We start from the raw sequence: 20744 nt of genomic DNA, 5'->3' as shown, positions 1-20744 counted from the left end.
AGCACGCGCCCTACCTTCGCGCGCGTTCCGATGCTCCGTGCTCCCGGTGTCCCCAGTGATGGTCCGGCGGAGGTCCTCGCCGAAGCGGCCCGGCGCCTGGGCCTGCGCTACTCCCGCACGCACGTGCGTCAGGTTCTCGGCCACCACGAGCGGCCGGGCTCCCTGCTGGCACTGGTGCAAGGGGCCTCCTCGCTCGGGCTGAAGGCCACGGCGGGCCAGGGCGACCTGGAGACGCTCGACGAGCTGGACGCGGACGAGTTGCCCGCCCTCCTCCATTTCCAGTCCGGAGCACGGACCGGCTTCGGGCTGCTCGAGGCGGTGAGCCCGCCCACCGCCGGGGCTCCCGGCTCCTTCCGCATCTGGGACAGCATCCAGGGTAGCCGCGAGGTGGAGCGTGACACGCTCGCCACGCTCTGGTCGGGAGTGGTGGTCTTCCTGGAGCGGAGCGGCGCTGGCGACCCCGAGCCGGGCTACCTCCGGCACCGTGCGCGGGAATGGCTCCTCGAGGAGTGGAAGCCGGGCACGTCCCTCGCCGGGCCCTCCGCCTCGCCCTGGATGCGCGTGGGACTGGCCACGTTGCTGGGGGTGCTGCTCGTGCTGGCCGTCCTCGCCCAGCCCGCCGGGTTGCGCCTCCCCACCGCGGGGCTGGCCGTGCTCTCGGGAGTGGGACTCGTGGCGGCGCTGGCGGCGCTCTCGTGGACACGGGGCGGCAAGGCCTCCCTGCTCTGCGGAAGTGGAGGCCCCATCGACTGCGAGAGCGTCCTGCTCTCCGAATGGGCCCGCCCCGCGGGAGTGCCGCTGGCCGGACTGGGCACGGCCTGGTTCGGCGCCCTGCTGCTGCTGCTCTGCACCACCGCGCTCGGAGGCGGACCGGCGCCCGCGTGGCTCGTTGGCGCGGCCTTCCTCCCCACCCTGCCCCTCTCCGCGCTGCTGGTGGTGGCACAGGTGCGGATGCGGCGCTTCTGCACCCTCTGCATGGTGGTGCACACGGTGGACTTCACCGGCGCGGCCCTCTTCCTCTTCGGCATGTGGCCCGCGCGGCCCGTCCCGCCTCCCGGGTGGCTCCCCGCCACCCTCCTGCTGCTGCTCTTCCTCGGGTTGCTGCTGTCCTCCACGGTTCCCCACCTCTCCACCGGAGAGGAGGACGCCCACCGCCTCCGGGAGCACGCGCGATTGCTGGACTCGCCACTGGCCACGCTCGCGCGGCTCTCGATGGAACCGAGGCTGCCGCTGGAGGGTGCGTCCCTCGGCCCGAGGCTGGGAGAGGCGGATGCACCACACGTGCTCGTCGTGCTCGCGCACCCCGCCTGTGGCCACTGCGGCCCCGTCTTGGAGGAAGTAGAGGCACTGGTGGCTCGGCACGGAGAGCAGGTGCGCGTCCACCTCGCCCTCGCGCCGATGGATCCGGACGACCCGAGAGACGAGGCGGCATGCGAGGCGCTCGCGGCGGCCGGAGTGGCCTGGGGTGGCCCGGTCTTCCTCCAGCTCTTCCGCGCGGCGAAACAGGACTACGCGCGCCTGCGACGGGCCGGGGAGCCGCTGGCACTCGTGGCCGCCTATGCGGAGCGGGACAGCGCGGAGCTCGAGGACGTACGGGACACCGCCCGAGCCCGGGTGCGCGCGGCCGCGGAGCTCAAGCGGCGCCACGCCCGGGGCCTTCCCTCCTTGTTCCTCGATGGCCACCCCTGCGAGGCGCCCCTGGCCCACGTCGCGACCTGGCTGGACCAGTCGGCCGTACTCGAACTCCTCACGCCCCCGGCGGTCCGCGCCGGTTCCACCCAGGAAGGAGCGCCTGCCCCATGACGACCCGCTCGAAGACCCGCCCCGTGCTGCTCGTGGGCTCCCGCGATGACGCGCACGTCTCGGAGGTGGCACGGCGGCTCGAAGCGGAGGGAGTACAGGCCATCGTGGTGGACACCCTGGCCTTCCCGCAGGAGACGCGCCTGTCGCTGACGGATGACCTCGAGAGCATCTCCCTGGACGGCCAGCGCCTCGAACGGCCCGGCGCCGTCTACCTGCGCGGCTACCACTCCCATCCGATCACCTTCGGCGTGGACGCACGGGAGGCCATGGAAGAGGACTGGCGCACCACGCTCGTGGCCTTCCGGGAGAAGACGACACTGCTCCGGGGGCTCGTGGGCCGCTGGGAGGCGATGGGCGTGCCCATCTACAACCCGCTCGCCGCGGACTGGCGCACGCCCAAGCCGGTGCAGCTCGCGCTCCTGGCGCACGCGGGGCTACCGGTGCCGAGGACACTCTGGACGAACGAGCCGGAGGCGGTGCGCCGCTTCGCCGCGGGCCAGCGCGTGGCGTACAAGCCCGTCGAGGGCGGCGCGGCCACCCGGGAGCTGGGGCCCGAGGATCTCACCGACGCACGGCTCGGCGCGCTGGAGTCCGCGCCCGTCACCTTCCAGGAGCTGATGCCCGGGGAGGACGTGCGCGTCTACGTGCTCGACGGGAAGATCATCGCGAGCCTGCGCATCCTCTCGAGCGCGCTCGACTTCCGGCAGAACGAGGAGCGCATCGACGCCTTCGAGCTGCCGCCCGAGGTGGCGCGTCAGTGCCTGAGGGCCACGGAGGTGGTGGGCCTGCGCTGGACGGGGATGGACCTCAAGCGTGATGCCCGGGGCACGCTGCGCTTCCTGGAGCTCAACGCGTCGCCGATGTTCCTCGGCTTCGACGCGCGGGCGGGCACGGACATCCTCGGCCACCTCGTCCGGACATTGGCCAGGAGCGCCCGCTCGGCTGCCTCCTGAAGCCACGAGCCGCCTGACGCCCGTCATCACGAGGACCGAGCGGCTGGACGAGGAAACCCTCCAGACATCTCTCGGAGTGGAGACCAGCCGACGACCGTTCTCTCTGAGGCAGGCCCCCCTGGGCCTGTTGACCCCGGGAGGCAGGCTTCCGGGGCCTTGACCTCATGGAGGACGTCATGGAGCAGAAGAAGGAGAAGAAGGTCAAGAAGATCAAGGAGCTGTTCGTGCAGGACCTGGCCCGCATCGAAGGAGGCACCGGAGCGGCGCCACCATCGGCGAAACCGCAGTGCCCGGACATCACCACCTTCGCCTGCGGCGAAGAGCCCCCAGGGTGCCAGGCCTGTTAGGCACGCTCCGAAGCACCCGGACCGGTGGGGCCATCCAGGCCCCGCCGGTCCACCCCTCTCAGTTCCACAGCCCCGCGAGCACCGTGCGTGAGGCCACGAGCGCCATCACCCCCAGCGCCACGGCCAACAGCACGAGCACGGGGAGACCCTTCCCGGAGCGGGGGCGCATGACGGCGCGCAGCTCCTCGGTGAGCGTCGGGTCCTCCTCTTCTTCCAGCCTCGGCGTCATTCAACCCTCCATCTGGTTCTCCACGAGCGCGCGGTAGTGCCCGCCCTCGCGAGCCAGCAACTCCTCGTGAGTGCCCTGCTCCACCACCCGCCCGCGCTCGAGCACGACGATGAGGTCCGCCCGGCGCACGGTGGAGAGCCGGTGCGCCACCACCACCACGGTGCGCCCGGCCGACTCGCGCTGGAGCGAGAGGGTGATGGCGCGCTCGGTGGAGGCATCCAGGTGGCTCGTGGCCTCGTCGAGGAAGAGCACGCGGGGGTTGCGGTAGATGGCGCGCGCGAGCTGAAGGCGCTGTTCCTCGCCGCCGGAGAGGCGGATGCCGGACTCGCCAATGCGGGTGGACAGGCCGTTGGGCAGCGCGAGCAGATCATCCAGGCACGCGGTGCGGGCGGCGTGCAGCAGCCGCTCGGGGTCGGGCCGCTCGTCGCCCAGGGCGATGTTCTCCGCGAGCGTGCCGTCGAAGATGTCCGTCTTCTGGAAGACGTAGGCCACCGAGCGGCGCAGGTGCGCGGAGTCGAGCGCCTCGAGCGGGACACCGTCGTAGAGGATGCGTCCCTGTTGAGGACGGTAGAGGCCGTGCAGCAGGTGGGCGAGCGTCGTCTTCCCGGCGCCGGAGCGGCCCACGATGGCGGTCATCTTCCCGGCGGGGAGGGTGAAGCTCACGTCGTCCAGGATGGGAGGCGCGTCGGGCGGGCCGTAGCGGAAGGAGACGTGCTCGAGGCGGATCTCCGGAGCGTGCGCGGACATCGCGGCGGCGCCGGGTGTCGCGGGACCGGAGGGCTCGGGCTCGGCCTCGTAGATGACGTCCACGCGGCGCAGGGAGAGGGCCACGTCCTGGAGGTCGTGCAGGAAGGAGACGAGGTTCTGCAACGGGGTGAGCACGAGGGCGAGGATGGCGAGGGTGGCCACGAGCTGGCCGAGTGACAGGCGCCCCTGGAGGACGAGCCAGGCCTCGTAGAGGAGGATGCCCAGGTACATGGCCTGGTTGATGAAGAGGGTGCCGCCCTGGTGGAGGGTGTCGAGGAGCCAGAGGCGGCGGCTCGCGGCGAAGTCACGGGCCTGGAGACGCTCCCAGGCGGCGCGCATCTGGGGCTCGGCGGCGGAGGCCTTGAGGGTCTGGATGCCGCCGATCATCTGGAGCTCCAGGCGGCTGGCCTCGGAGCCCACGCGGAAGCGCTCGGCGTCGAGGCGGCCGCGGCGCGGCATCAGCACCAGCGTCCAGCCCGCGTAGAGGAGCGCGCTGCCGAGGAAGAAGAGGAAGACGGTGGTGTCGTAGAGGAGCAGCACCACGCCGTAGCCCCCGAGCAGGAAGAGGTCGAGCAGCACGGAGGCGGCGGCGCCCTGGAGGACGCGGCGGATGCGCTGGTGGTCCTCGAGGCGCTTGAGCAGATCTCCCCGGTGGCGCCGGGCGAAGAAGGACAGGGGCAGGGACAACAGCTGCTTCCAGAAGCGGGTGAGCAGCAGCATCGAGTAGCTGCCGGAGAGCAGGAAGAGGGCCGCACCCCGGGCGGCGGTGACGGCCACCTGCCCGAGCAACAGCACGGCCAGACCCACGCCGATGGCGGTGAGCAGGGACACGTTCCGCTGGCCCACGGCCTTGTCCACCAGCCCCTGGACGAGGAAGGGCTGCGCGAGCGCCAGACCCTGAAGGAGGAGCGTGGCGAGGACGATCTGCGCCAGCAGTGAGCGGTAGCGCAGCAGTCCCTGGCCGAAGCGGCGCAGGGCGGAGGAGCGGCGCACGGGCACGTCCGGCCCCACGCGAGGCGCATGGAGGACCGCGGTGGGCTCGAGCAGCAGGAGGACACCGTTCCAGTGCCGGGGCAGCTCGGCGCGAGGGATTCGCCGCAGACCCTGGGCGGGGTCCCCCACGACGGCGTGGCGGGCATCCACCTCATAGAGGACGACGAAGTGGTTGCCCTCCCAGTGGGCGATGGCGGGCAGCAGGGCCCGGCCCTCCTCGTCGGTCAGGTCCTCCGGGTCCTCCACGTGGACACCGCGAGCGCGGAACCCCATCCGCTCCGCCACCCGGGCGATGTCCAACAGGGTGGTGCCCGGAGCCCGCACGTGCAGGAACTCGCGAAGCACGGCCTGGGCGTGCTCCGCCCCATGAAAGGCGGAGATCATCTCCAGACAGGCCGGGCCGCAGTCGGACTCCTCGACCTGACGCCGGACCGGGTAGCGGCGGCGTCTGGACAGGAAGGAGAACCGGAACGGCGGGCGCAGAGAGGGAGCGGCTAACAAGGCCCCTCCCCTGGATGGACCCTCGCGCGTCGCATGGGTCAGACCATGGGGAGGAGCAGGCGTCGGCGCAAGGCGACGCACGGAGCTCCGGCCGTCGGGCCGGAGACCAGCCGGGCCTACTTGCCCTTCATCACGCCGATGAAGGGAAGGTTGCGGTAGCGCTCGGCGTAGTCGAGGCCGTAGCCCACCACGAAGACGTCATCGATGACGAAGCCCTTGTAGTCGATGGGCACCTGGGCGCGGGCGCGCGCCGGCTTCTCCAGCAGCGTGGCCACCTTGAGCGACGCCGGGTGGCGGGCGCGCAGGTTCTCCAGCAGGAAGCTCATGGTGAGCCCGGTATCGATGATGTCCTCGATGACGAGCAGGTGCTTGCCCGCCATGGGCTTGCTCACGTCGGTGGTGATGCGCACCTCGCCCGTCGTCTCGGTGCCGCCCTGGTACGAGGACACCCCGAGGAACTCGATCGTCAGCGGCAGATCGATGGCGCGCGACAGGTCCATGGCGAAGTACGCCGAACCCTTCAGCACGCAGATGAGCGTCAGGTCCTTGCCCTGGTAGTCGCGGGTGATCTGCGCGCCCAGCTCACGCACGCGGGCCTGAAGCTTCTGCTCATCGATGTGGATGCCGACGTCCTGCTCGTAGAAAGCCACGGTGCTACCTCTACACGTACGCGTTGTTCATGATCTCCCCGAAGCCGCCGCCGCCGGGGACGATGTACTGCCGGTCATCCAGCCCGCGCTCCTTCTCCCACAGCTCGCCGGGGATGGTGCCGAACACCTCCGGTGGAGAGAGCCCGCGGTCCAGACGCAGCGCGTACACCACCACATCCGGGTGCTCGCGGGAAATCCTCCGCAGGAACTCGGGGGTGACGATCAGGTTGAGGCTGAGGATGCGCCGGGGCGTGCCGGGCACCTTCTCCTTGTACATGGACACGGCGGTGCAGAGGCTGCCGCCGGTGGCGCCCATGGGGTCGGGGAACAGGACGATGGCGTCGTCGATGTCCCCGCCAATCTTGGCCCCGCCGATGTTCGACCCCACCACCGTCTCCTTGGCGTCGATCATCCGGCTCATGATGATGTGGTCCTGCCGCACCAGCACCGGGTCCACCGTGGTGTTGAGCAGGTCGTACGTCACCTGGGAGGGCAGCGTGCCGGCGCGGGCGATGTTCACCGTCACCGCGCGCACGGCCGGATCGATGACCTCGCCCTGGTAGATGCCCTGGGGCGTGTGGTCGATCATCCGGGTGGGCAGGGCCACCATCTTGCGCGGGAACTCCGCGTTGATGACCGTCTTCACCAGGTCCGTGTAGAGCAGCGCCACCAGCCGGTTGATCTCCGGCTGCAGGGTGGCCTTGGAGCACAGCTTCGCCAGCTGCGAGAGCAGGAACGGGTTGCCCACCAGGTGGACGTTGGGTCCGTACCGGTGGGGCATCTCGCTCAACTGGAAGGGGACGTTGGCGTAGAGGGTGTCACGCATGGTCCGGACTCCTCGGTCTCAGAACAGCTTCATCGTCTGGGGGGGCGGAGTGGCCTCGGCGGGCTCCGGCTGGTGGCACTTGCGGCAGCGCGCCTCGTAGGCTCCGGCGGCGCCCACCACCACGCGCTCGCCCCGGTCCACCAGGCGCTGCGAGCGGTTGGCCGGATTGCCACACACCACGCAGATGGCCAGTTGCTTCGTCACGTACTCGGCGATCGCCAGCAGCTGGGGCATCGGCTCGAAGGGACGGCCCTGGTAGTCCTGGTCCAGCCCCGCGGCGATGACGCGCAGGCCCTTGTTGGCCAGTGCATCACAGACCGCCACCACCTCGGCGCCGAAGAACTGCACCTCGTCGATGCCCACCACCTGGGTCTGGGGCTCCAGGTGAAGGAAAATTTCTTCAGCCCGTTCAATCGGTATGGACGTCAATTTCAACTGTGAGTGGCTCACCACCTGCGTCTCGTCGTAGCGGTTGTCCAATTTCGGCTTGAAGACCTGGACGTCCTGCTTGCCGTAAACCGCACGCTTGATGCGCCGGATGAGCTCCTCGGTCTTGCCGGAGAACATCGAGCCGCAGATGACCTCTATCCACCCGATGTCTTTGGGGAATTGTTGCACGCGAAGGCTCGTCGGGGGCTGTGCGGGAGCGCGGGTTTCCTCTGACATGCCCCCCCTGGCACGTCAACTTTCCAAAATCCCCACCCCATCCCCCGCCCGGCCCGCGCGGGGAACGGCCGTTCCATTCCAGCGCTGGCAAGCATCTTGAAGAGCCCCTGCCCCGGATACCAACGGGGAGGTCCGGGTGGCGGCGACGCAGGCGACTCACGGGGCGGGGATCGAGGGAGCTTCCTTCCACATCACTCCGGCGGCGGTGCTGCTGCTGGTGCTCAACCTGCTGGATGGGCTCTTCACCCTCACCTTTTTACAGCTGGATGTGGCCGAGGAGCTCAATCCGCTGATGCGGGTGGCCTACGAGCACTCGCCCCTGGCCTTCATGACCGTCAAGGTGACGATCGTCAGCCTGGGGCTGACGCTGCTGTGCCTGCACCGTTCGCTGAGAATCAGCCAGCGGGCCATCCAGGCGGGCGCGGCGCTCTACTGCGTCATCGACGTGTACCACCTCGCCTTCCTGGCCCATGTCTGTCAGCGAGGCATCGGTTGAGACACGAGAAGCCCCGACAGGCTTGATTTTCCGGGTCGGTCTGTCCCAGTCTCGCCCCCCAGCTCGTACCTCAAGGGTCTTGGGGGGACCATGAACATCACCGACGTCAAGGTGTACCCGGTTGAAGAGGATAAGCTGAAGGCGTACGTGACCATCACCCTGGACCACTGCTTCGTGATCCGGGATTTGAAGGTCATTCACGGAGCTTCCGGCCTCTTCATCGCCATGCCGGCCAAACGGCGGAAGGACGGGACGTACAAGGACATCGCCCATCCGCTCAACGCGGACACGCGCAACCAGATGGAGCGGACCATCCTCATGGAGTACGAGCGGCACCTGCAGACAGCCGCCGGGGGAGCGACCGTCTTCCAGGTGGCTGAGCACGACTGAGCACGGCCCGAGCGGCGGCGCTCAAGCCTCTTCCCTTCCGGCACGGGGCGCGCTAGTAGCGCGCCCATGCAGCAGCCGCGCGACTTCAAGGTGTTCACCGGGAGCTCCAACCCGGGTCTGGCCCACCGCATCTGCGACTACCTCAAGCGCCCCTTGGGGAAGGCGACGGTAGGCCGCTTCTCCGACGGGGAAATCCACGTGGAGGTCGGTGAGAACGTCCGCGGCCTGGACATCTTCATCGTCCAGTCCACGTGCCCGCCGGCCAATGACCACCTGATGGAGCTGCTCATCATGTGCGACGCGCTCAAGCGCGCGAGCGCCGGCTCCATCAACGCCGTCATCCCCTACTACGGGTATGCCCGGCAGGACCGGAAGGTGGCCCCGCGCACGCCCATCACCGCCAAGCTGATCGCGGATCTGCTGGAGGTGGCCGGCGCCACGCGCGTGGTGTCCATGGACATGCACGCCGGGCAGATCCAGGGCTTCTTCAACATCCCCTCGGATCACCTCTACGCCTCGCCGGTCTTCCTGGACGACCTGCGCAAGAAGTTCCCCGACTCGCAGGACCTGGTCATCGTCTCGCCGGACGCGGGCGGCGTGGAGCGCGCGCGCGCCTACTCCAAGCGGCTCAACTGCGGCCTGGCCATCATCGACAAGCGCCGGCCGCGTCCCAACGCCTCCGAGGTGATGAACCTCATCGGCGATGTGAACGGCAAGGACGCGGTGCTGGTGGACGACATGGTGGACACCGCGGGCACGCTCACCCAGGCGGCCGCCGCCCTGAAGGACCGGGGCGCGCGCCGGGTGATGGCCTACGCCGTCCACCCCATCCTCTCCGGGCCCGCCATCCAGCGCATCCAGGACTCCACCCTGGAAGAGGTCGTCTTCACGGACACGGTGCCCCTGTCGCCCGCCGCCCAGGCCAGCGGCAAGATGCGCGTGCTCACCACCGAGCGCCTCTTCGGTGAGGCCATCGCCCGCATCCACCGCGCCGACTCGCTCAGCTCCCTCTTCGTCTAGGCGCAGAAGCGCTCCCCTGTCCGCCGGGCGGCTTGACTCTGTCCGCTCGCGCTGGCATGTCGCACCCACCACCACGCCGGCCCTCTTCTTCCAGAAGGCGCCGTCTCGGGGCCCGCCACGGGGGCGGGATGCCAGAGGCGCCGGGGCTCCGGCGGGGTCACATCGCAGTCCCCACCGAGGAAGATCCATGTCCATCGACAAGAGCACGCTCGAGGTGAAGGCCCGTGAGGGCGCTGGCAAGGGCGCCGCGCGCCGTCTGCGCGCCCAGGGCCTGGTGCCCGCCGTCGTCTACGGCAAGCACCTGGAGAAGCCGATCAGCGTCGCCGTCGACCCGAAGTCCGTGCGCCAGGCCATCAACACCCCGCACAAGTTCAACACCCTCATCACCCTCAAGGGCGTGGGTGCCGAGCAGCAGGTCCTCTTCAAGGACTACCAGCAGGATCCGGTCACGCGTGAGATCCTCCACGTGGACTTCATCGCCGTCCGCGAGGACGAGCAGGTGAAGGTGAACGTGCCCGTGGTGCTCACCGGCAAGGCCGAGGGCGTGGCCGAGGGTGGTCTGCTCACGCAGATCCGCCGTGAGATCGAGGTCTGGGCCAAGCCGCGCTCCATCCCCGAGAAGATCGAGGTGGACGTGACGCCGCTGAAGATCGCCCAGGCGCTCCACATCAACGATGTGAAGCTGCCCGAGGGCATCACGGTGAAGACGAACGTGAACTACACGCTGGCCGTCATCAGCGCGCCCGAGGGCGCGGTCGAGGCGGCTCCGGCGGCGGCGGCTGCTGCTGCTCCGGCGGCCGCTGCGGCCAAGCCGGCGGCGGGTGCGGCGGCCAAGCCGGCGGCGGGCGCCGCGGCCAAGCCGGCGGCGGGCGCGAAGAAGTAATCGCGTCCTCCTGCCGTACGCGCGGGGCTGGTCCGGAAAAAGGGCCAGCCCCGTCCCTTTTCTAGAGGAGCGTCGCCATGAAGCTCATTTGTGGACTGGGCAATCCCGGGCGCGAGTACGAGCGGCACCGGCACAACATCGGATTCATGGTGGTGGAGGCGCTGCTGTCGCGCGCCCGCGCCGAGCTCAACCAGGAGAAGTTCCAGGCCCGGGTGGGCCAGGGCACCCTGGGGGGCGAGAAGGTCCTCTTCCTCGAGCCGCAGACCTACATGAACCTGTCCGGCCGCTCGCTGGCCGAGGCGGCGCGCTTCTACAAGGTGGCGGTGGAGGACATCCTCGTCATCCACGACGAGTTGGATCTGCCCTTCGGGCGGCTGCAGTTGAAGGCGGGCGGGGGCAGCGGAGGCCACAACGGGCTGAAGAGCAGCGTGTCCAGCCTGGGAGCGGACGGCTTCATCCGGCTGCGCTTCGGCATCGGCAAGCCGCAGGGCCCCAACGCCAAGGACCGGGTGGCCGGGTACGTGCTGTCCAACTTCGATGACGGCGAGCGCCGGCAGCTGGACGATTTGATCGCCCAGGCGGCGGACGCGGCCGACACCTGGGTGCGTGACGGCCTGGCGACGGCGATGAACCGGTACAACAAGCGGGCGCCTTGACTCGGGGTCTGGCCCCCCGTAGAAGGCCCCTTCCCCGCCCTCCGGGAAGTCACGAGGGGGGCGGAGATGTTCTTTTCCATCATCCCGGGTGCGTGCATCCGGGACGAAGCGCGAGGGCGACGGGCGCGCGGTTTTCCCGTTCCCGGCGGACGATCCCCCTTGGACCGTCCGAACCGTTTCCCCGCTCTCCGGGCAACCGGGGGGCACTCAACCCCAAGGGGAGAGAAACATGGCTGAGACGCAGGCCGCCAAGCGGCTTCGTGAGTACGAGACCATCTTCCTGGTCAAGCCGGACCTCACCGACGACAACGTGGACAAGCTCAAGGAGCGCGTTCGCGGCATCGTGGGCCGTGAGGGTGGCAAGGTCCTCCGCTTCACGGTGTGGGGCAAGAAGAAGACGCTGTACCCCATCGCCAAGCAGCCGCGCGCCATCTACGTGCACGCCAGCTACCTGGGCCACACCCGGCTGGTGGCCGAGGTGGAGCGCAACCTCCGCAACTTCGACGAGGTGACGCGCTTCCTGTCCGTGAAGCTGGCGGACGAGGTGGATCCCGAGACCCGTCCGGTGCTCGAGGACCTGAAGCTGGCGGGTGACGTCGAGGAGACGCGTCCTGGTGCCGCGCCCGTCGAGCGCGTGGTGGCCGAGGACCTGCCCGAGTCGGCTGATGAGGAGGCCACCGAGGAGGCCTGAGCCTTCCCGGGTGTCTTCTACGGACCCATTCCAGAGAAGAGAGAACACTCATGATCGGTAATGACAGGAACGCTCCCCGCGGCGGCGACAGGGACAGGGACAGGGACAGGGGCGACAGGGACGGCGGCGGCCGTGGTGGCGCCGGTGGTGATGACGAGAAGCGTGGTGGACGTGGCTTCGGCCGCAAGAAGGTCTGCCGCTTCTGCGCGGAGAAGAACGCGAAGGTGGACTTCAAGGATCAGTCGACCCTGAAGTACTTCGTGACCGAGCGCGGCAAGATCATCCCCCGCCGCATCTCGGGCAACTGCGCCAAGCACCAGCGCGAGATCGCCACGGCCATCAAGCGCGCCCGCGGTCTGGCGATGCTTCCCTACAACGCGATGGTCGGCTGACCGGCCGCCCCACGTACCAACGGAGACATCAACATGAAGGTCATTCTTCGTGAGGACGTCGCGAACCTGGGCAAGTCCGGTGAGCTCGTGACGGTGAAGGACGGCTTCGGCCGCAACTACCTGCTGCCGCGCAAGCTGGCGGTGCTGGCCACCGAGCAGAACGTGCGTCAGCTCGAGCACGAGCGCGCGGTCATCTCGGCGCGCAACGCCAAGCTGAAGGGCGCGGCCGAGGAGCAGGCCAAGAAGATCGGCGCGGTGAAGGCCACCATCCGCCGCAAGGTGGGTGAGCAGGACAAGCTGTACGGCTCCGTCACGGCGCTGGACATCGCCGAGGCGCTGGCGGCGCAGGGCCAGACGGTGGATCGCCGTCACATCCACCTGCCCGAGCCGATCAAGGCCACGGGACAGTACGAGGTGGAGCTGCGGCTGCACCGCGACGTGGTGGCGAAGATCAAGGTCGAGGTCGCGCCGGAGGCCTGAGCCCCCCACTCCCTCTCCCCCTGGGAGAGGGTCGGGGTGAGGGTATCCGTCACCTGACCGTGAAGCACGAGGGCCGTCCGGGAAACCCCGGGCGGCCCTTGCATTTGCGGGAGGGAGCCAGCCGCGGGCCTGTGTGTGTCAGACGCAGCTGCCAGCCTGTGCTACAGGCCTGTAGACTGGCGGGACATCCATGGACAACATCCTCGACATTCGGACAGGAGGGCGGCGGTCCCACGAGGATCTCGCCGCCGAGCGCGCGGTGCTGGGCGCCGTGCTCGCGGACAACACGATCATCGCCAGCGTGGCGGAGGTGGTGAGCACGGACGACTTCGCCAGTCCGGCACACGCGCAGATCTTCGCGGCGATGATCAAGCTGGACGGCTCGTCGCGGCAGGTGGATCACCTGACGCTGGCCGAGGAGCTGAAGGTACTGGGGCAGCTGGCGGCGGTGGGAGGCCCGGCGTACCTGATGAGCCTGGATCAGGTGGTACCGGTCCCGGGCAACGTCATCCAGTACGCGAAGATCGTGAAGGACCAGGCGATCCGGCGGCGCCTGGCGGGAGTGGGGCGGGAGATCCAGGATCTCGCCAGCCAGGAGACGGGCGAGCTGGAGGTGCTGCTGGACGAGGCGGAGCGCAAGGTCTTCCTCCTGGCGGAGAAGAAGCGAGAGGGAGACCTGCGGCCCGTCAGCGACCTGATGGAGCACACGCTGGACCTCCTGGACAAGATGAAGGCCGCGTCCACGGGAATCACGGGCCTGTCCACGGGCTACGTGGACCTGGACAACCAGCTCACGGGGCTGCACGCGGGCGAGCTCATCATCCTCGCGGCGCGTCCCGGGTGCGGGAAGACGTCCTTCGCGATGAACATGGCGACGCACGCGGCGCTGGCGGAGGACGCCAAGGCGGTGGCCATCTTCAGCCTGGAAATGCCCTCGGACCAGCTGCTGATGCGTCTGCTGGCCTCGTGCGCGCGCGTGGACATGAAGAAGCTGCGCGGCGGGCGGCTCACCCCGCATGACGAGGAGAAGTTCCAGGAGATGGCGGGCAAGCTCTACAACGCGCCCATCTACATCGACGATTCGGGTGGCCTGTCCCCGTTCGATCTGCGCGCCAAGGCACGGCGGCTCAAGCAGAGGGATCCACGGCTGTCGCTGATCATCATCGACTACCTCCAGCTGATGCATCAGAAGGGCCGGGTGGAGAGCCGCCAGCTGGAGGTGGCGGAGATCTCGCGCGCGCTCAAGCAGCTGGCGAAAGAGCTGGAGGTGCCGATCATCGCGCTCTCGCAGCTGAGCCGTAAGGTGGAGGAGCGCAAGGGAGGCAAGCCGATGCTCTCGGACCTGCGCGAGTCGGGCTCGATCGAGCAGGACGCGGACGTGGTGATGTTCATCCACCGAGAGGACCAAACGGACGCGGAGGGAGGCGGAGGAGAGCAGCGAACGAGCTCGGCGATCCCGGTGCAGCTCATCGTGGCCAAACAACGTAACGGCCCCATCGGAGAGATCGATCTGATCTTCCTCGCGGAGTACACGCGGTTCGAGAGCCGTGCCCGGATGGAATGACCCCTCTGTTCCCCCACCCCTCTCCCTCTGGGAGAGGGACGGGGTGAGGGTATACGCCCCCGGGCTGCAAACTCAGTCCCTGCCGGTCCGCAGATACCGCGTCACATAGCTCTTGGCGCGACGAGCCGCCGCCAGAGGCGCCCTCCCCCGCCCCAGCTCCACCGCGAGAGCCGAAGCCAGGCGGCACCCCGAGCCCCGCCGCTCAGGAGAACGCTCCAACCGTTCCCCTTCCAGCACGGCCTCTCGCCCCGGCAGACACAGCACATCCACGGCGCCCGTGGCCCGGTGCCCGCCCTTCACGAGCACCGCGCCAAACCCGTGCGCCACCAGAGCCCTGCCCGCCTCGCGAGCCTCCTCCACGGAGCGCACCTCGCCCGAGCCGAGCAACCACGCGGCCTCGTCGAGGTTCGGAGTCAAAACCACCTTGGGCCCCGCGAGCGCCAGGTAATGCCGCCGCGTCAGCTTCGAGAGCGCCTCCCCCCGGGACGTCCGCACGACCGGGTCGACGACCCACCACGCGTCCACGCCCTCGAGCGACTCGCGAAGCACGCCCAACAACGCGGGTCCAGGCACCTGCCCCAACTTCACCGCGTGCAGCGGCCCCAGCTCGAGGGCCGCGGTCACCTGGGCCCGCAGCACATGGGCTGGCGTGGGCCTGTACAGGAACGTCCCCCGGCCCTGCGCGGTCTGGGCCGAGGGCACGGCCACCGGAGCACCTCCCAGCGCGCGCACCGCCACCAGATCCGCCAGCAGTCCCGCGCGGCCCGTGGGCTCGTGGCCGGCGCAGAGCAGGATGCGCGGAGCGCCGCTCACCGCCGGTGCTCACGCGCCTTCTGGATGAGCGCGCGGTACACGCCCACGTGCGCGGGCACGGTGTTGAGCATCAGCTCCGGGTGCCACTGCACGCCCAGGGCGAAGGCGTATTGGGCGCACTCGATGGCCTCCACCACCCCATCGGGTGACACCGCGCTCACCACCACCCGCTCCCCGGTGCGCCGGGCGGCCTGGTGGTGCGTCGAGTTCACCATCAACTGACCCCGGCCCACGGCCTCGGCCAGCAGCGTCCCATCGCGCACGTCCACGGGGTGCTGCGGCTGGGTCCGGTCGTGCTTCTGCTCGTGCTCGTGAGCGCCTTGGATCTCCCGGCCGATGTCCTGGTGCAGCGTGCCGCCCAGCACCACGTTGAGCAGCTGCATGCCCCCGCAGATGCCCAGCACGGGCATGTTGCGCTTGAGGGCCCCGCGCATCAGCGCGGTCTCGAAAGCCGTCCGCGAGACCTTCAGCGGCCCCATGCCCTCACGGGCCGTCTCGCCATAGGCCTCGGGCGGAATGTCGAAGGCGCCGCCGGTGACGACGAGCCCGGAGATGCGATCCAGGTAGGCGTCCACGCACGCCAGGTCGTCCGAGTACGGCAGCACGAAGGGCAGGCCCCCCGCGCGCAGCACCGCGTCCGCATAGGGCACCTTCAGCTCGTAGTACGGGAAGGGCGAGTCGGGCCGGTTGGCGCTGTAGTCCGGGGTGATGCCGATATTCGGCCTGCGCGGCGCCTGGCCATGAGGTTTGTGCGTCATACGTCTCCGCCCGCGAGGCTAGCCCCCCGGGCGCCCCTGTCAAAAGCAGCGGACCGGCGGCGCACGCGCGGTGGAATGCCCCTCGCCCCTCCGGCGGGCAGGCGCGCGACCCCTTCCCCCCGGAGGAGCCCGGGGCGGACGGCGTCATCGCGGAGGACACACACTCCTCGGGGAAGGGACTGCCGGGCGGGGACGTTCATCGGCTCCGGGGGACGGGTGGGGGTTTAGCGGCGTTGACAGAGGGTAGCCCTGCTATAAGGTGGCGCGCCCTTTTCCAAGAGATTCCGAGGAGTTGACCATGGCCAATCCGACCGACCCCAAGTACCTCGACAAACGCACGGTCGAACGCTACCTGCGCTCGGGGGTGCTGGACGAGAAGACGTACCAGCGCCACATCGAGTCCCTGCCGGACGCGGCCGAGAAGTCCGTGCCGGTGGAGACGGTGATGCACGACGAGCTCGAGGAGGACGAGGACTTCGAGGACGAGGAGGATGAGGGCGACGAGGACGAGGACGAGGACGAGGACAACGAGGCGGCCGAGTAACGGAGTCACGTCATGAGCGAGGAGAAGCGCGGAGAGACGTTCGTGATGAAGGGCGAGGCGCAGTCCAGCGCGTCCGAGGCCCCCATCACCTTCAGCACCTTCCTCATCGGCCTGGCCTCCAGCGCCCTCATCCACCTGGGTGAGGCGCCCAATCCGGAGACGGGCAAGGCGGAGCGGGACCTGGTGCTCGCCCGTCAGAGCCTGGATCTGCTGGGGATGCTGCACGACAAGACGCGCGGCAACCTCACGCCCGAGGAGAAGCAGCTCTTCGACAACCTCCTGGCCGACTTGCGCATCCGCTTCGTGGAGGCGAACAAGCGTTGAATCCCCCGGCCACCCCCTCCCAGCGCCTGCCGCGAGGCATCCGCTTCGCGGCGGTGGTGTGTCTGGTGCTCTCCAGCCTCACGGGGCTGTTCGCCCTCAGTGAGGCCCTGGGCCTGGGCCACCTCTCGGAACTGAAGGAGTCCAGCCAGCCGCGCATCACCCTCATGGCCGACAAGGCCGTCACCGAGCGTGCCTTCGAGGCCCAGTTCGCCGCGCTTGAGCCCATGCGCGAGCCCCGTTCGCTCGTGCTGGGGGCCCTCTCGGTGGCGTGCGCCCTGGTCTTCGTGTCCGCCGGCCGTCTGCTCCGGCCCGACGGGCTCCCCCTGGGGCGGATGCGCCGGCTGCTCGGAGGCGCCTCCATCGCCGCCGCCTTCCTGCGCACCATCGACGGCGCCCAGTGGATGGTGGTGGCCAAACGCATGGGCGTCGCCATGGCCGAGGCCATGAGCACCCTGCCCGAGTTCCAGGAGCCGCAGATGGCCGCCCAGGTGAAGGCCACCGTGCCCCTGCTCATGTCGGGCAGCACCGTGCTGCAGACGGCCTTCATCGCCGGCTCCTTCGCCCTGCTCGGCCAGTACTTCCGCAGTGAGCGCGTCCGTCAGGCCGTCAGCGCCCAGGACGGAGACCTCACCGAGGAAGAGGACTGAAGGACGCCCGGCGCCCTACTACGCCGCGATGCCCCTCAGCAGGTGCTCCAGCGGCGGCTCCGACTCCGTGCCGTTGAGCTTCAGCCGGGTCGCCGGCATGCGGTGGAGCTCCAGCAGCAGCTCCCGCTCCACCCCGTACACCCACGCCAGGTGGCCCAGCGGCCAGCGGGCCTGCATCCGCGCGAAGGCCTCGTCGTCGAACTCCCCGTCCAGGCACTCGGGCAGCTCCACCTCGTCATAGGGCAGCCGCTCGCCTCCCACGTGCTGGCCCTTACCGAAGGCCATGACCTCCTCGTACTCCTGGGGGTCGTACACATAGGAGTGCACGGTGATACCCACCGCCTGGGACAGCAGGCGGGCCAGCGCCTGGTGCTCGCTGTACCAGTGCGAGCCCCGGCGCCCGGCCGAGTGGGTCCCATCCAACGACAGGCGGATGATCTTCCGCCGGCGGTAGACGCACACCGTCAGCAGGGAGTCCGCCGCGGCGCCGTCCTCGACGAGCGCCTGCCGGGCCAGCTCCATGAGCCTCAGGCCCCCCAGGGATTCAACTCGAATGAGATAACCGCCGTGCGCTTCCAGAGGACTCCCCCCGTTATTGAGCCGGCATATACCCGGGCTCCGTGGAGAAACTCAACTCCCGGACAGCCCGGAAGTCAGTAAAGACCCAAACTTTCACCCACGCAAGATAAATGCAATGTGGGTGTTCCCACCGTTCTTGCCAAGGGTCCTCCGGCCCTTACGTTGAGGTCATGCGACTCGACAAGTACACGGTGAAGGCCCAGGAAGCCATCCAAGAAGGGCAGTCGTTGGCCCGGCGTGCCGATCATCCGAACTATGAGCCGGAGCATCTCGCGACGGCGCTGCTCGGACAGAAGGACGGCATCGTCGAGCCGCTGCTCCGCAAGGTGGGCGTGGATGTCAAGCTGTTCGCCAGCCGGTTGGGCGAAGCGCTCCAGAAGCTGCCGCGGATGCAGGGCGGCGAGGGCGCGATGCTCAGCCAACGGCTGCTGAAGATCTTCGACAAGGCCGAGGACGAGGCCAAGTCGCTCAAGGACGACTTCATCTCCAGCGAGCACCTGCTGCTGGCCCTCACGCAGGACAAGGGGTCGGTGGGCGAGGTGATGAAGTCCTCGGGAGTGACGCGCGACCGCGTCCTGAACAGCCTCAAGGAGGTGCGCGGCTCGGGCCGGGTGACGAGCCAGGACGCGGAGTCCACCTACCAGGCGCTGGAGAAGTACGGGCGAGATCTGACGGAGGCGGCGCGGGCCGGGAAGTTGGATCCGGTCATCGGCCGGGACGAGGAGATCCGCCGCTGCATCCAGGTGCTCAGCCGGCGTACGAAGAACAACCCGGTGCTCATCGGTGAGCCGGGCGTGGGCAAGACGGCGATCGTCGAGGGCCTGGCGCGGCGCATCATCGACGGGGACGTGCCCGAGGGGCTGAAGAACAAGCGCCTGGTGACGTTGGACCTGGGCGCGATGGTGGCGGGCGCCAAGTACCGCGGCGAGTTCGAGGAGCGCCTCAAGGCGGTCCTCAAGGAGGTGGCGGACGCGGCGGGGGAGATCATCCTCTTCATCGACGAGTTGCACACCCTGGTGGGCGCGGGCAAGGCCGAGGGCGCGATGGACGCGGGCAACATGCTCAAGCCGGCGCTGGCGCGCGGAGAGCTGCACTGCATCGGCGCGACGACGCTGGACGAGTACCGCAAGCACATCGAGAAGGACGCGGCGCTGGAGCGGCGCTTCCAGCCGGTGATGGTGGGCGAGCCCACGGTGCACGACACCATCAGCATCCTGCGTGGCCTCAAGGAGCGCTACGAGGTGCACCACCACGTGCGCATCCAGGACTCGGCGCTGGTGGCGGCGGCCAACCTGTCCAACCGCTACATCTCCGACCGCTTCCTGCCGGACAAGGCGATCGATCTGGTCGACGAGGCGTGCAGCCGCCTGCGCATCGAGATCGACTCGATGCCCACGGAGATCGACGACGTGCGGCGGAAGATCACCCAGCTGGAGATCGAACGCGAGGGCCTGCGCAAGGAGACGGATCCGCACTCGAAGGAGCGCCTGGCGCATATCGAGAAGGAGCTGGCCAACCTCAACGAGCGCTTCAACACGCTCAAGGCGCACTGGGACCAGGAGAAGAAGGCCATCGGTGAGATTGGCGCGCTGAAGGAGAAGCTCGAGCGGGCGAAGAACGATCAGGCGGCGGCGGAGCGGCAGGGCGACTTCAACAAGGCGGCGGAGGTCAAGTACGGCGTCATCCCCGGCCTGGAGAAGGAGATCACCCAGCAGAACGCGAAGCTGGCCGAGCTGCAGAAGAGCCACAAGTTCCTCAAGGAGGAGGTGGACGCGGAGGACATCGCGGCGGTGGTGGGCAAGTGGACGGGCATCCCCGTCTCCAAGCTGATGGAGGGCGAGGTCCAGAAGCTGGTGAACATGGAGGACCGGCTGGCCAAGCGGGTCATCGGACAGCGCAGCGCCATCGAGGCGGTGAGCAACGCGGTGCGCCGGGCGCGCTCCGGGTTGCAGGATCCGAACCGGCCCATCGGCTCGTTCATCTTCCTGGGCCCCACGGGCGTGGGAAAGACGGAGACGGCCAAGGCGTTGGCGGAGTTCCTCTTCGACGACGACAGCGCGATGGTGCGCATCGACATGTCCGAGTACATGGAGAAGCACTCCGTGGCCCGGCTGGTGGGCGCGCCTCCGGGATACGTCGGCTACGAGGAGGGAGGCCAGCTGACGGAGGCGGTGCGGCGCCGGCCGTATACGGTGGTGCTGTTCGATGAGATCGAGAAGGCCCACCCGGACGTCTTCAACATGCTGCTGCAGATCCTGGACGAGGGCCGGCTGACGGACAGCCAGGGGAGGACCGTGGACTTCAAGAACACGGTGCTCATCATGACGAGCAACGTGGGCTCGCAGGCCCTGCAGGAAGGGATGGCGGGCAAGGAGGAGCTGGACGAGGCGACGCGCAACGACGTGCTGGGAATCCTGCGGCAGCAGTTCCGGCCGGAGTTCCTCAACCGGGTGGACGAGATCATCATCTTCGAGCCGCTGCGGAAGAAGGACATCCAGAGCATCGTGGACATCCAGGTGGCGAGGATGCAGAAGCTGCTGGCGGACAAGAGGCTGACGCTGGAGCTGACGGAGCCGGCGGAGGCGTTCCTGGCGGAGCGCGGCTACGATCCGACGTACGGGGCGCGGCCGCTGAAGCGAGCGATCCAGAAGTACCTGATGGATCCGCTGGCGCTGAAGGTGCTGGGAGGCGAGTACGCGCCCGGGGACCACATCGTGGTGGACGCGGGCAAGGACGCGCTGAAGTTCGGCAAGGGGCAGGCGAAGGCGGCGTAATCAACTGTCCCCGGGTTG

The 20744-nt window shown here is 68.9% G+C and carries 24 protein-coding genes; 16 read left to right on the top strand and 8 right to left on the bottom strand.

Annotated features, from left to right (window positions below; genetic code table 11):
* Positions 1 to 30 precede the first annotated feature (30 nt).
* From NR810_RS52245 to NR810_RS31285, 3 genes are all read left to right on the top strand, one after another.
* Entirely contained in the window at positions 31 to 1803 is a 1773-nt protein-coding gene (locus NR810_RS52245) for a vitamin K epoxide reductase family protein (protein ID WP_306818653.1), read from the top strand.
* Positions 1800 to 2756 (top strand): ATP-grasp domain-containing protein, encoded by a 957-nt coding sequence (locus NR810_RS31290; protein WP_257458103.1) that lies wholly within the window; start codon positions 1800 to 1802, stop codon positions 2754 to 2756. The genes NR810_RS52245 and NR810_RS31290 overlap by 4 nt, the downstream gene beginning before the upstream one ends.
* A 176-nt stretch (positions 2757 to 2932) precedes the next feature.
* Positions 2933 to 3103, top strand: coding sequence for a hypothetical protein (locus NR810_RS31285; RefSeq protein WP_257458065.1), 171 nt, complete (start codon positions 2933 to 2935; stop codon positions 3101 to 3103).
* A 58-nt stretch (positions 3104 to 3161) separates the two neighbouring features.
* Here NR810_RS31285 and NR810_RS31280 read toward each other — a convergent pair whose 3' ends face one another.
* The 5 genes from NR810_RS31280 to NR810_RS31260 form a co-directional block, all read right to left on the bottom strand.
* Positions 3162 to 3332 (bottom strand): hypothetical protein, encoded by a 171-nt coding sequence (locus NR810_RS31280; protein WP_257458064.1) that lies wholly within the window; start codon positions 3330 to 3332, stop codon positions 3162 to 3164.
* Positions 3333 to 5573, bottom strand: coding sequence for a peptidase domain-containing ABC transporter (locus NR810_RS31275; protein WP_257458063.1), 2241 nt, complete (start codon positions 5571 to 5573; stop codon positions 3333 to 3335). It lies immediately after the preceding gene.
* 116 nt (positions 5574 to 5689) lie between these two features.
* Positions 5690 to 6223: a hypoxanthine phosphoribosyltransferase gene (gene hpt, locus NR810_RS31270; RefSeq protein WP_257458062.1), complete on the bottom strand. Its 534-nt coding sequence runs from the start codon at positions 6221 to 6223 to the stop codon at positions 5690 to 5692.
* A gap of 10 nt (positions 6224 to 6233) precedes the next feature.
* Positions 6234 to 7049 carry a uracil phosphoribosyltransferase gene (locus NR810_RS31265; RefSeq protein ID WP_257458061.1) on the bottom strand — a complete coding sequence of 272 codons (816 nt, stop codon included), beginning with the start codon at positions 7047 to 7049 and terminating at the stop codon, positions 6234 to 6236.
* Between the two features lie 18 nt (positions 7050 to 7067).
* Positions 7068 to 7667 (bottom strand): thymidine kinase, encoded by a 600-nt coding sequence (locus NR810_RS31260; protein WP_257458060.1) that lies wholly within the window; start codon positions 7665 to 7667, stop codon positions 7068 to 7070.
* A gap of 184 nt (positions 7668 to 7851) precedes the next feature.
* Between NR810_RS31260 and NR810_RS31255 the strand changes: the two genes are divergently transcribed.
* The 9 genes from NR810_RS31255 (at position 7852) to dnaB (ending at position 14287) form a co-directional block, all read left to right on the top strand.
* The gene (locus NR810_RS31255; RefSeq protein ID WP_257458059.1) at positions 7852 to 8211 is read left to right on the top strand and encodes a DUF5658 family protein; all 360 of its coding nucleotides are present in this window, start codon (positions 7852 to 7854) and stop codon (positions 8209 to 8211) included.
* A 90-nt stretch (positions 8212 to 8301) separates the two neighbouring features.
* Entirely contained in the window at positions 8302 to 8601 is a 300-nt protein-coding gene (gene spoVG, locus NR810_RS31250; RefSeq protein WP_257458058.1) for a septation regulator SpoVG, read from the top strand.
* Between the two features lie 66 nt (positions 8602 to 8667).
* Complete coding sequence (locus tag NR810_RS31245) at positions 8668 to 9621, top strand: ribose-phosphate pyrophosphokinase (RefSeq protein WP_257458057.1); 954 nt, start codon at positions 8668 to 8670, stop codon at positions 9619 to 9621.
* A gap of 187 nt (positions 9622 to 9808) precedes the next feature.
* Positions 9809 to 10504 (top strand): 50S ribosomal protein L25/general stress protein Ctc, encoded by a 696-nt coding sequence (locus NR810_RS31240; protein ID WP_257458056.1) that lies wholly within the window; start codon positions 9809 to 9811, stop codon positions 10502 to 10504.
* 77 nt (positions 10505 to 10581) lie between these two features.
* Positions 10582 to 11160: an aminoacyl-tRNA hydrolase gene (pth, locus tag NR810_RS31235; protein WP_204227077.1), complete on the top strand. Its 579-nt coding sequence runs from the start codon at positions 10582 to 10584 to the stop codon at positions 11158 to 11160.
* Between the two features lie 229 nt (positions 11161 to 11389).
* On the top strand, positions 11390 to 11851 hold the full coding sequence (rpsF, locus tag NR810_RS31230) for a 30S ribosomal protein S6 (protein WP_257458055.1): 462 nt from the start codon (positions 11390 to 11392) through the stop codon (positions 11849 to 11851).
* 50 nt (positions 11852 to 11901) lie between these two features.
* The gene (gene rpsR, locus NR810_RS31225; RefSeq protein WP_204227075.1) at positions 11902 to 12243 is read left to right on the top strand and encodes a 30S ribosomal protein S18; all 342 of its coding nucleotides are present in this window, start codon (positions 11902 to 11904) and stop codon (positions 12241 to 12243) included.
* A gap of 33 nt (positions 12244 to 12276) precedes the next feature.
* Entirely contained in the window at positions 12277 to 12723 is a 447-nt protein-coding gene (gene rplI / locus NR810_RS31220) for a 50S ribosomal protein L9 (RefSeq protein ID WP_257458054.1), read from the top strand.
* Between the two features lie 190 nt (positions 12724 to 12913).
* Complete coding sequence (gene dnaB / locus NR810_RS31215) at positions 12914 to 14287, top strand: replicative DNA helicase (protein ID WP_257458053.1); 1374 nt, start codon at positions 12914 to 12916, stop codon at positions 14285 to 14287.
* 72 nt (positions 14288 to 14359) lie between these two features.
* Here the strand turns inward: dnaB and thiD are convergent, their stop codons facing one another.
* Both thiD and NR810_RS31205 read right to left on the bottom strand, forming a co-directional pair.
* Entirely contained in the window at positions 14360 to 15100 is a 741-nt protein-coding gene (gene thiD / locus NR810_RS31210) for a bifunctional hydroxymethylpyrimidine kinase/phosphomethylpyrimidine kinase (protein WP_257458052.1), read from the bottom strand.
* On the bottom strand, positions 15097 to 15858 hold the full coding sequence (locus NR810_RS31205; protein ID WP_257458051.1) for a gamma-glutamyl-gamma-aminobutyrate hydrolase family protein: 762 nt from the start codon (positions 15856 to 15858) through the stop codon (positions 15097 to 15099). The genes thiD and NR810_RS31205 overlap by 4 nt, the downstream gene beginning before the upstream one ends.
* Before the next feature lie 298 nt (positions 15859 to 16156).
* On the opposite strand from NR810_RS31205, the gene NR810_RS31200 reads away from it, so the two are divergent.
* From NR810_RS31200 to NR810_RS31190, 3 genes are read left to right on the top strand one after another with little or no spacing between them, the layout of a single operon-like run.
* Positions 16157 to 16402, top strand: coding sequence for a hypothetical protein (locus NR810_RS31200; RefSeq protein WP_257458049.1), 246 nt, complete (start codon positions 16157 to 16159; stop codon positions 16400 to 16402).
* A 12-nt stretch (positions 16403 to 16414) separates the two neighbouring features.
* On the top strand, positions 16415 to 16726 hold the full coding sequence (locus tag NR810_RS31195) for a DUF1844 domain-containing protein (protein WP_257458047.1): 312 nt from the start codon (positions 16415 to 16417) through the stop codon (positions 16724 to 16726).
* A complete protein-coding gene (locus NR810_RS31190; RefSeq protein WP_257458046.1) occupies positions 16723 to 17373 on the top strand; it encodes a hypothetical protein in 651 nt (216 codons plus the stop codon). Before NR810_RS31195 ends, NR810_RS31190 begins: the two co-directional genes overlap by 4 nt.
* Positions 17374 to 17391: 18 nt before the next feature.
* On the opposite strand, the gene NR810_RS31185 is transcribed toward NR810_RS31190, so the two are convergent.
* Positions 17392 to 17895: a hypothetical protein gene (locus NR810_RS31185; protein WP_257458044.1), complete on the bottom strand. Its 504-nt coding sequence runs from the start codon at positions 17893 to 17895 to the stop codon at positions 17392 to 17394.
* Between the two features lie 227 nt (positions 17896 to 18122).
* Between NR810_RS31185 and clpB the strand changes: the two genes are divergently transcribed.
* Positions 18123 to 20726 (top strand): ATP-dependent chaperone ClpB, encoded by a 2604-nt coding sequence (gene clpB, locus NR810_RS31180; RefSeq protein WP_257458043.1) that lies wholly within the window; start codon positions 18123 to 18125, stop codon positions 20724 to 20726.
* The last annotated feature ends 18 nt before the right edge of the window (positions 20727 to 20744 follow it).

Origin of the sequence: Archangium lipolyticum, from assembly GCF_024623785.1 — a bacterium.
Classification (GTDB): Bacteria; Myxococcota; Myxococcia; order Myxococcales; family Myxococcaceae; genus Archangium; species Archangium lipolyticum.
This window is presented reverse-complemented; position numbering and strand designations above follow the sequence as displayed.

Excerpts from the sequence above, each read along its gene's own strand:
- NR810_RS31195 (WP_257458047.1), top strand. The coding sequence starts at position 16,415 with ATGAGCGAGGAGAAGCGCGGAGAGACGTTCGTGATGAAGGGCGAGGCG.
- NR810_RS31240 (WP_257458056.1), top strand. The coding sequence starts at position 9,809 with ATGTCCATCGACAAGAGCACGCTCGAGGTGAAGGCCCGTGAGGGCGCT.
- NR810_RS31285 (WP_257458065.1), top strand. The coding sequence starts at position 2,933 with ATGGAGCAGAAGAAGGAGAAGAAGGTCAAGAAGATCAAGGAGCTGTTC.
- NR810_RS31205 (WP_257458051.1), bottom strand. The coding sequence starts at position 15,858 with ATGACGCACAAACCTCATGGCCAGGCGCCGCGCAGGCCGAATATCGGC.
- pth (WP_204227077.1), top strand. The coding sequence starts at position 10,582 with ATGAAGCTCATTTGTGGACTGGGCAATCCCGGGCGCGAGTACGAGCGG.
- NR810_RS31280 (WP_257458064.1), bottom strand. The coding sequence starts at position 3,332 with ATGACGCCGAGGCTGGAAGAAGAGGAGGACCCGACGCTCACCGAGGAG.
- dnaB (WP_257458053.1), top strand. The coding sequence starts at position 12,914 with ATGGACAACATCCTCGACATTCGGACAGGAGGGCGGCGGTCCCACGAG.
- spoVG (WP_257458058.1), top strand. The coding sequence starts at position 8,302 with ATGAACATCACCGACGTCAAGGTGTACCCGGTTGAAGAGGATAAGCTG.
- rplI (WP_257458054.1), top strand. The coding sequence starts at position 12,277 with ATGAAGGTCATTCTTCGTGAGGACGTCGCGAACCTGGGCAAGTCCGGT.
- NR810_RS31185 (WP_257458044.1), bottom strand. The coding sequence starts at position 17,895 with ATGGAGCTGGCCCGGCAGGCGCTCGTCGAGGACGGCGCCGCGGCGGAC.
- rpsF (WP_257458055.1), top strand. The coding sequence starts at position 11,390 with ATGGCTGAGACGCAGGCCGCCAAGCGGCTTCGTGAGTACGAGACCATC.
- clpB (WP_257458043.1), top strand. The coding sequence starts at position 18,123 with ATGCGACTCGACAAGTACACGGTGAAGGCCCAGGAAGCCATCCAAGAA.
- NR810_RS31200 (WP_257458049.1), top strand. The coding sequence starts at position 16,157 with ATGGCCAATCCGACCGACCCCAAGTACCTCGACAAACGCACGGTCGAA.
- NR810_RS31290 (WP_257458103.1), top strand. The coding sequence starts at position 1,800 with ATGACGACCCGCTCGAAGACCCGCCCCGTGCTGCTCGTGGGCTCCCGC.
- NR810_RS31245 (WP_257458057.1), top strand. The coding sequence starts at position 8,668 with ATGCAGCAGCCGCGCGACTTCAAGGTGTTCACCGGGAGCTCCAACCCG.
- NR810_RS31265 (WP_257458061.1), bottom strand. The coding sequence starts at position 7,049 with ATGCGTGACACCCTCTACGCCAACGTCCCCTTCCAGTTGAGCGAGATG.
- NR810_RS52245 (WP_306818653.1), top strand. The coding sequence starts at position 31 with ATGCTCCGTGCTCCCGGTGTCCCCAGTGATGGTCCGGCGGAGGTCCTC.
- rpsR (WP_204227075.1), top strand. The coding sequence starts at position 11,902 with ATGATCGGTAATGACAGGAACGCTCCCCGCGGCGGCGACAGGGACAGG.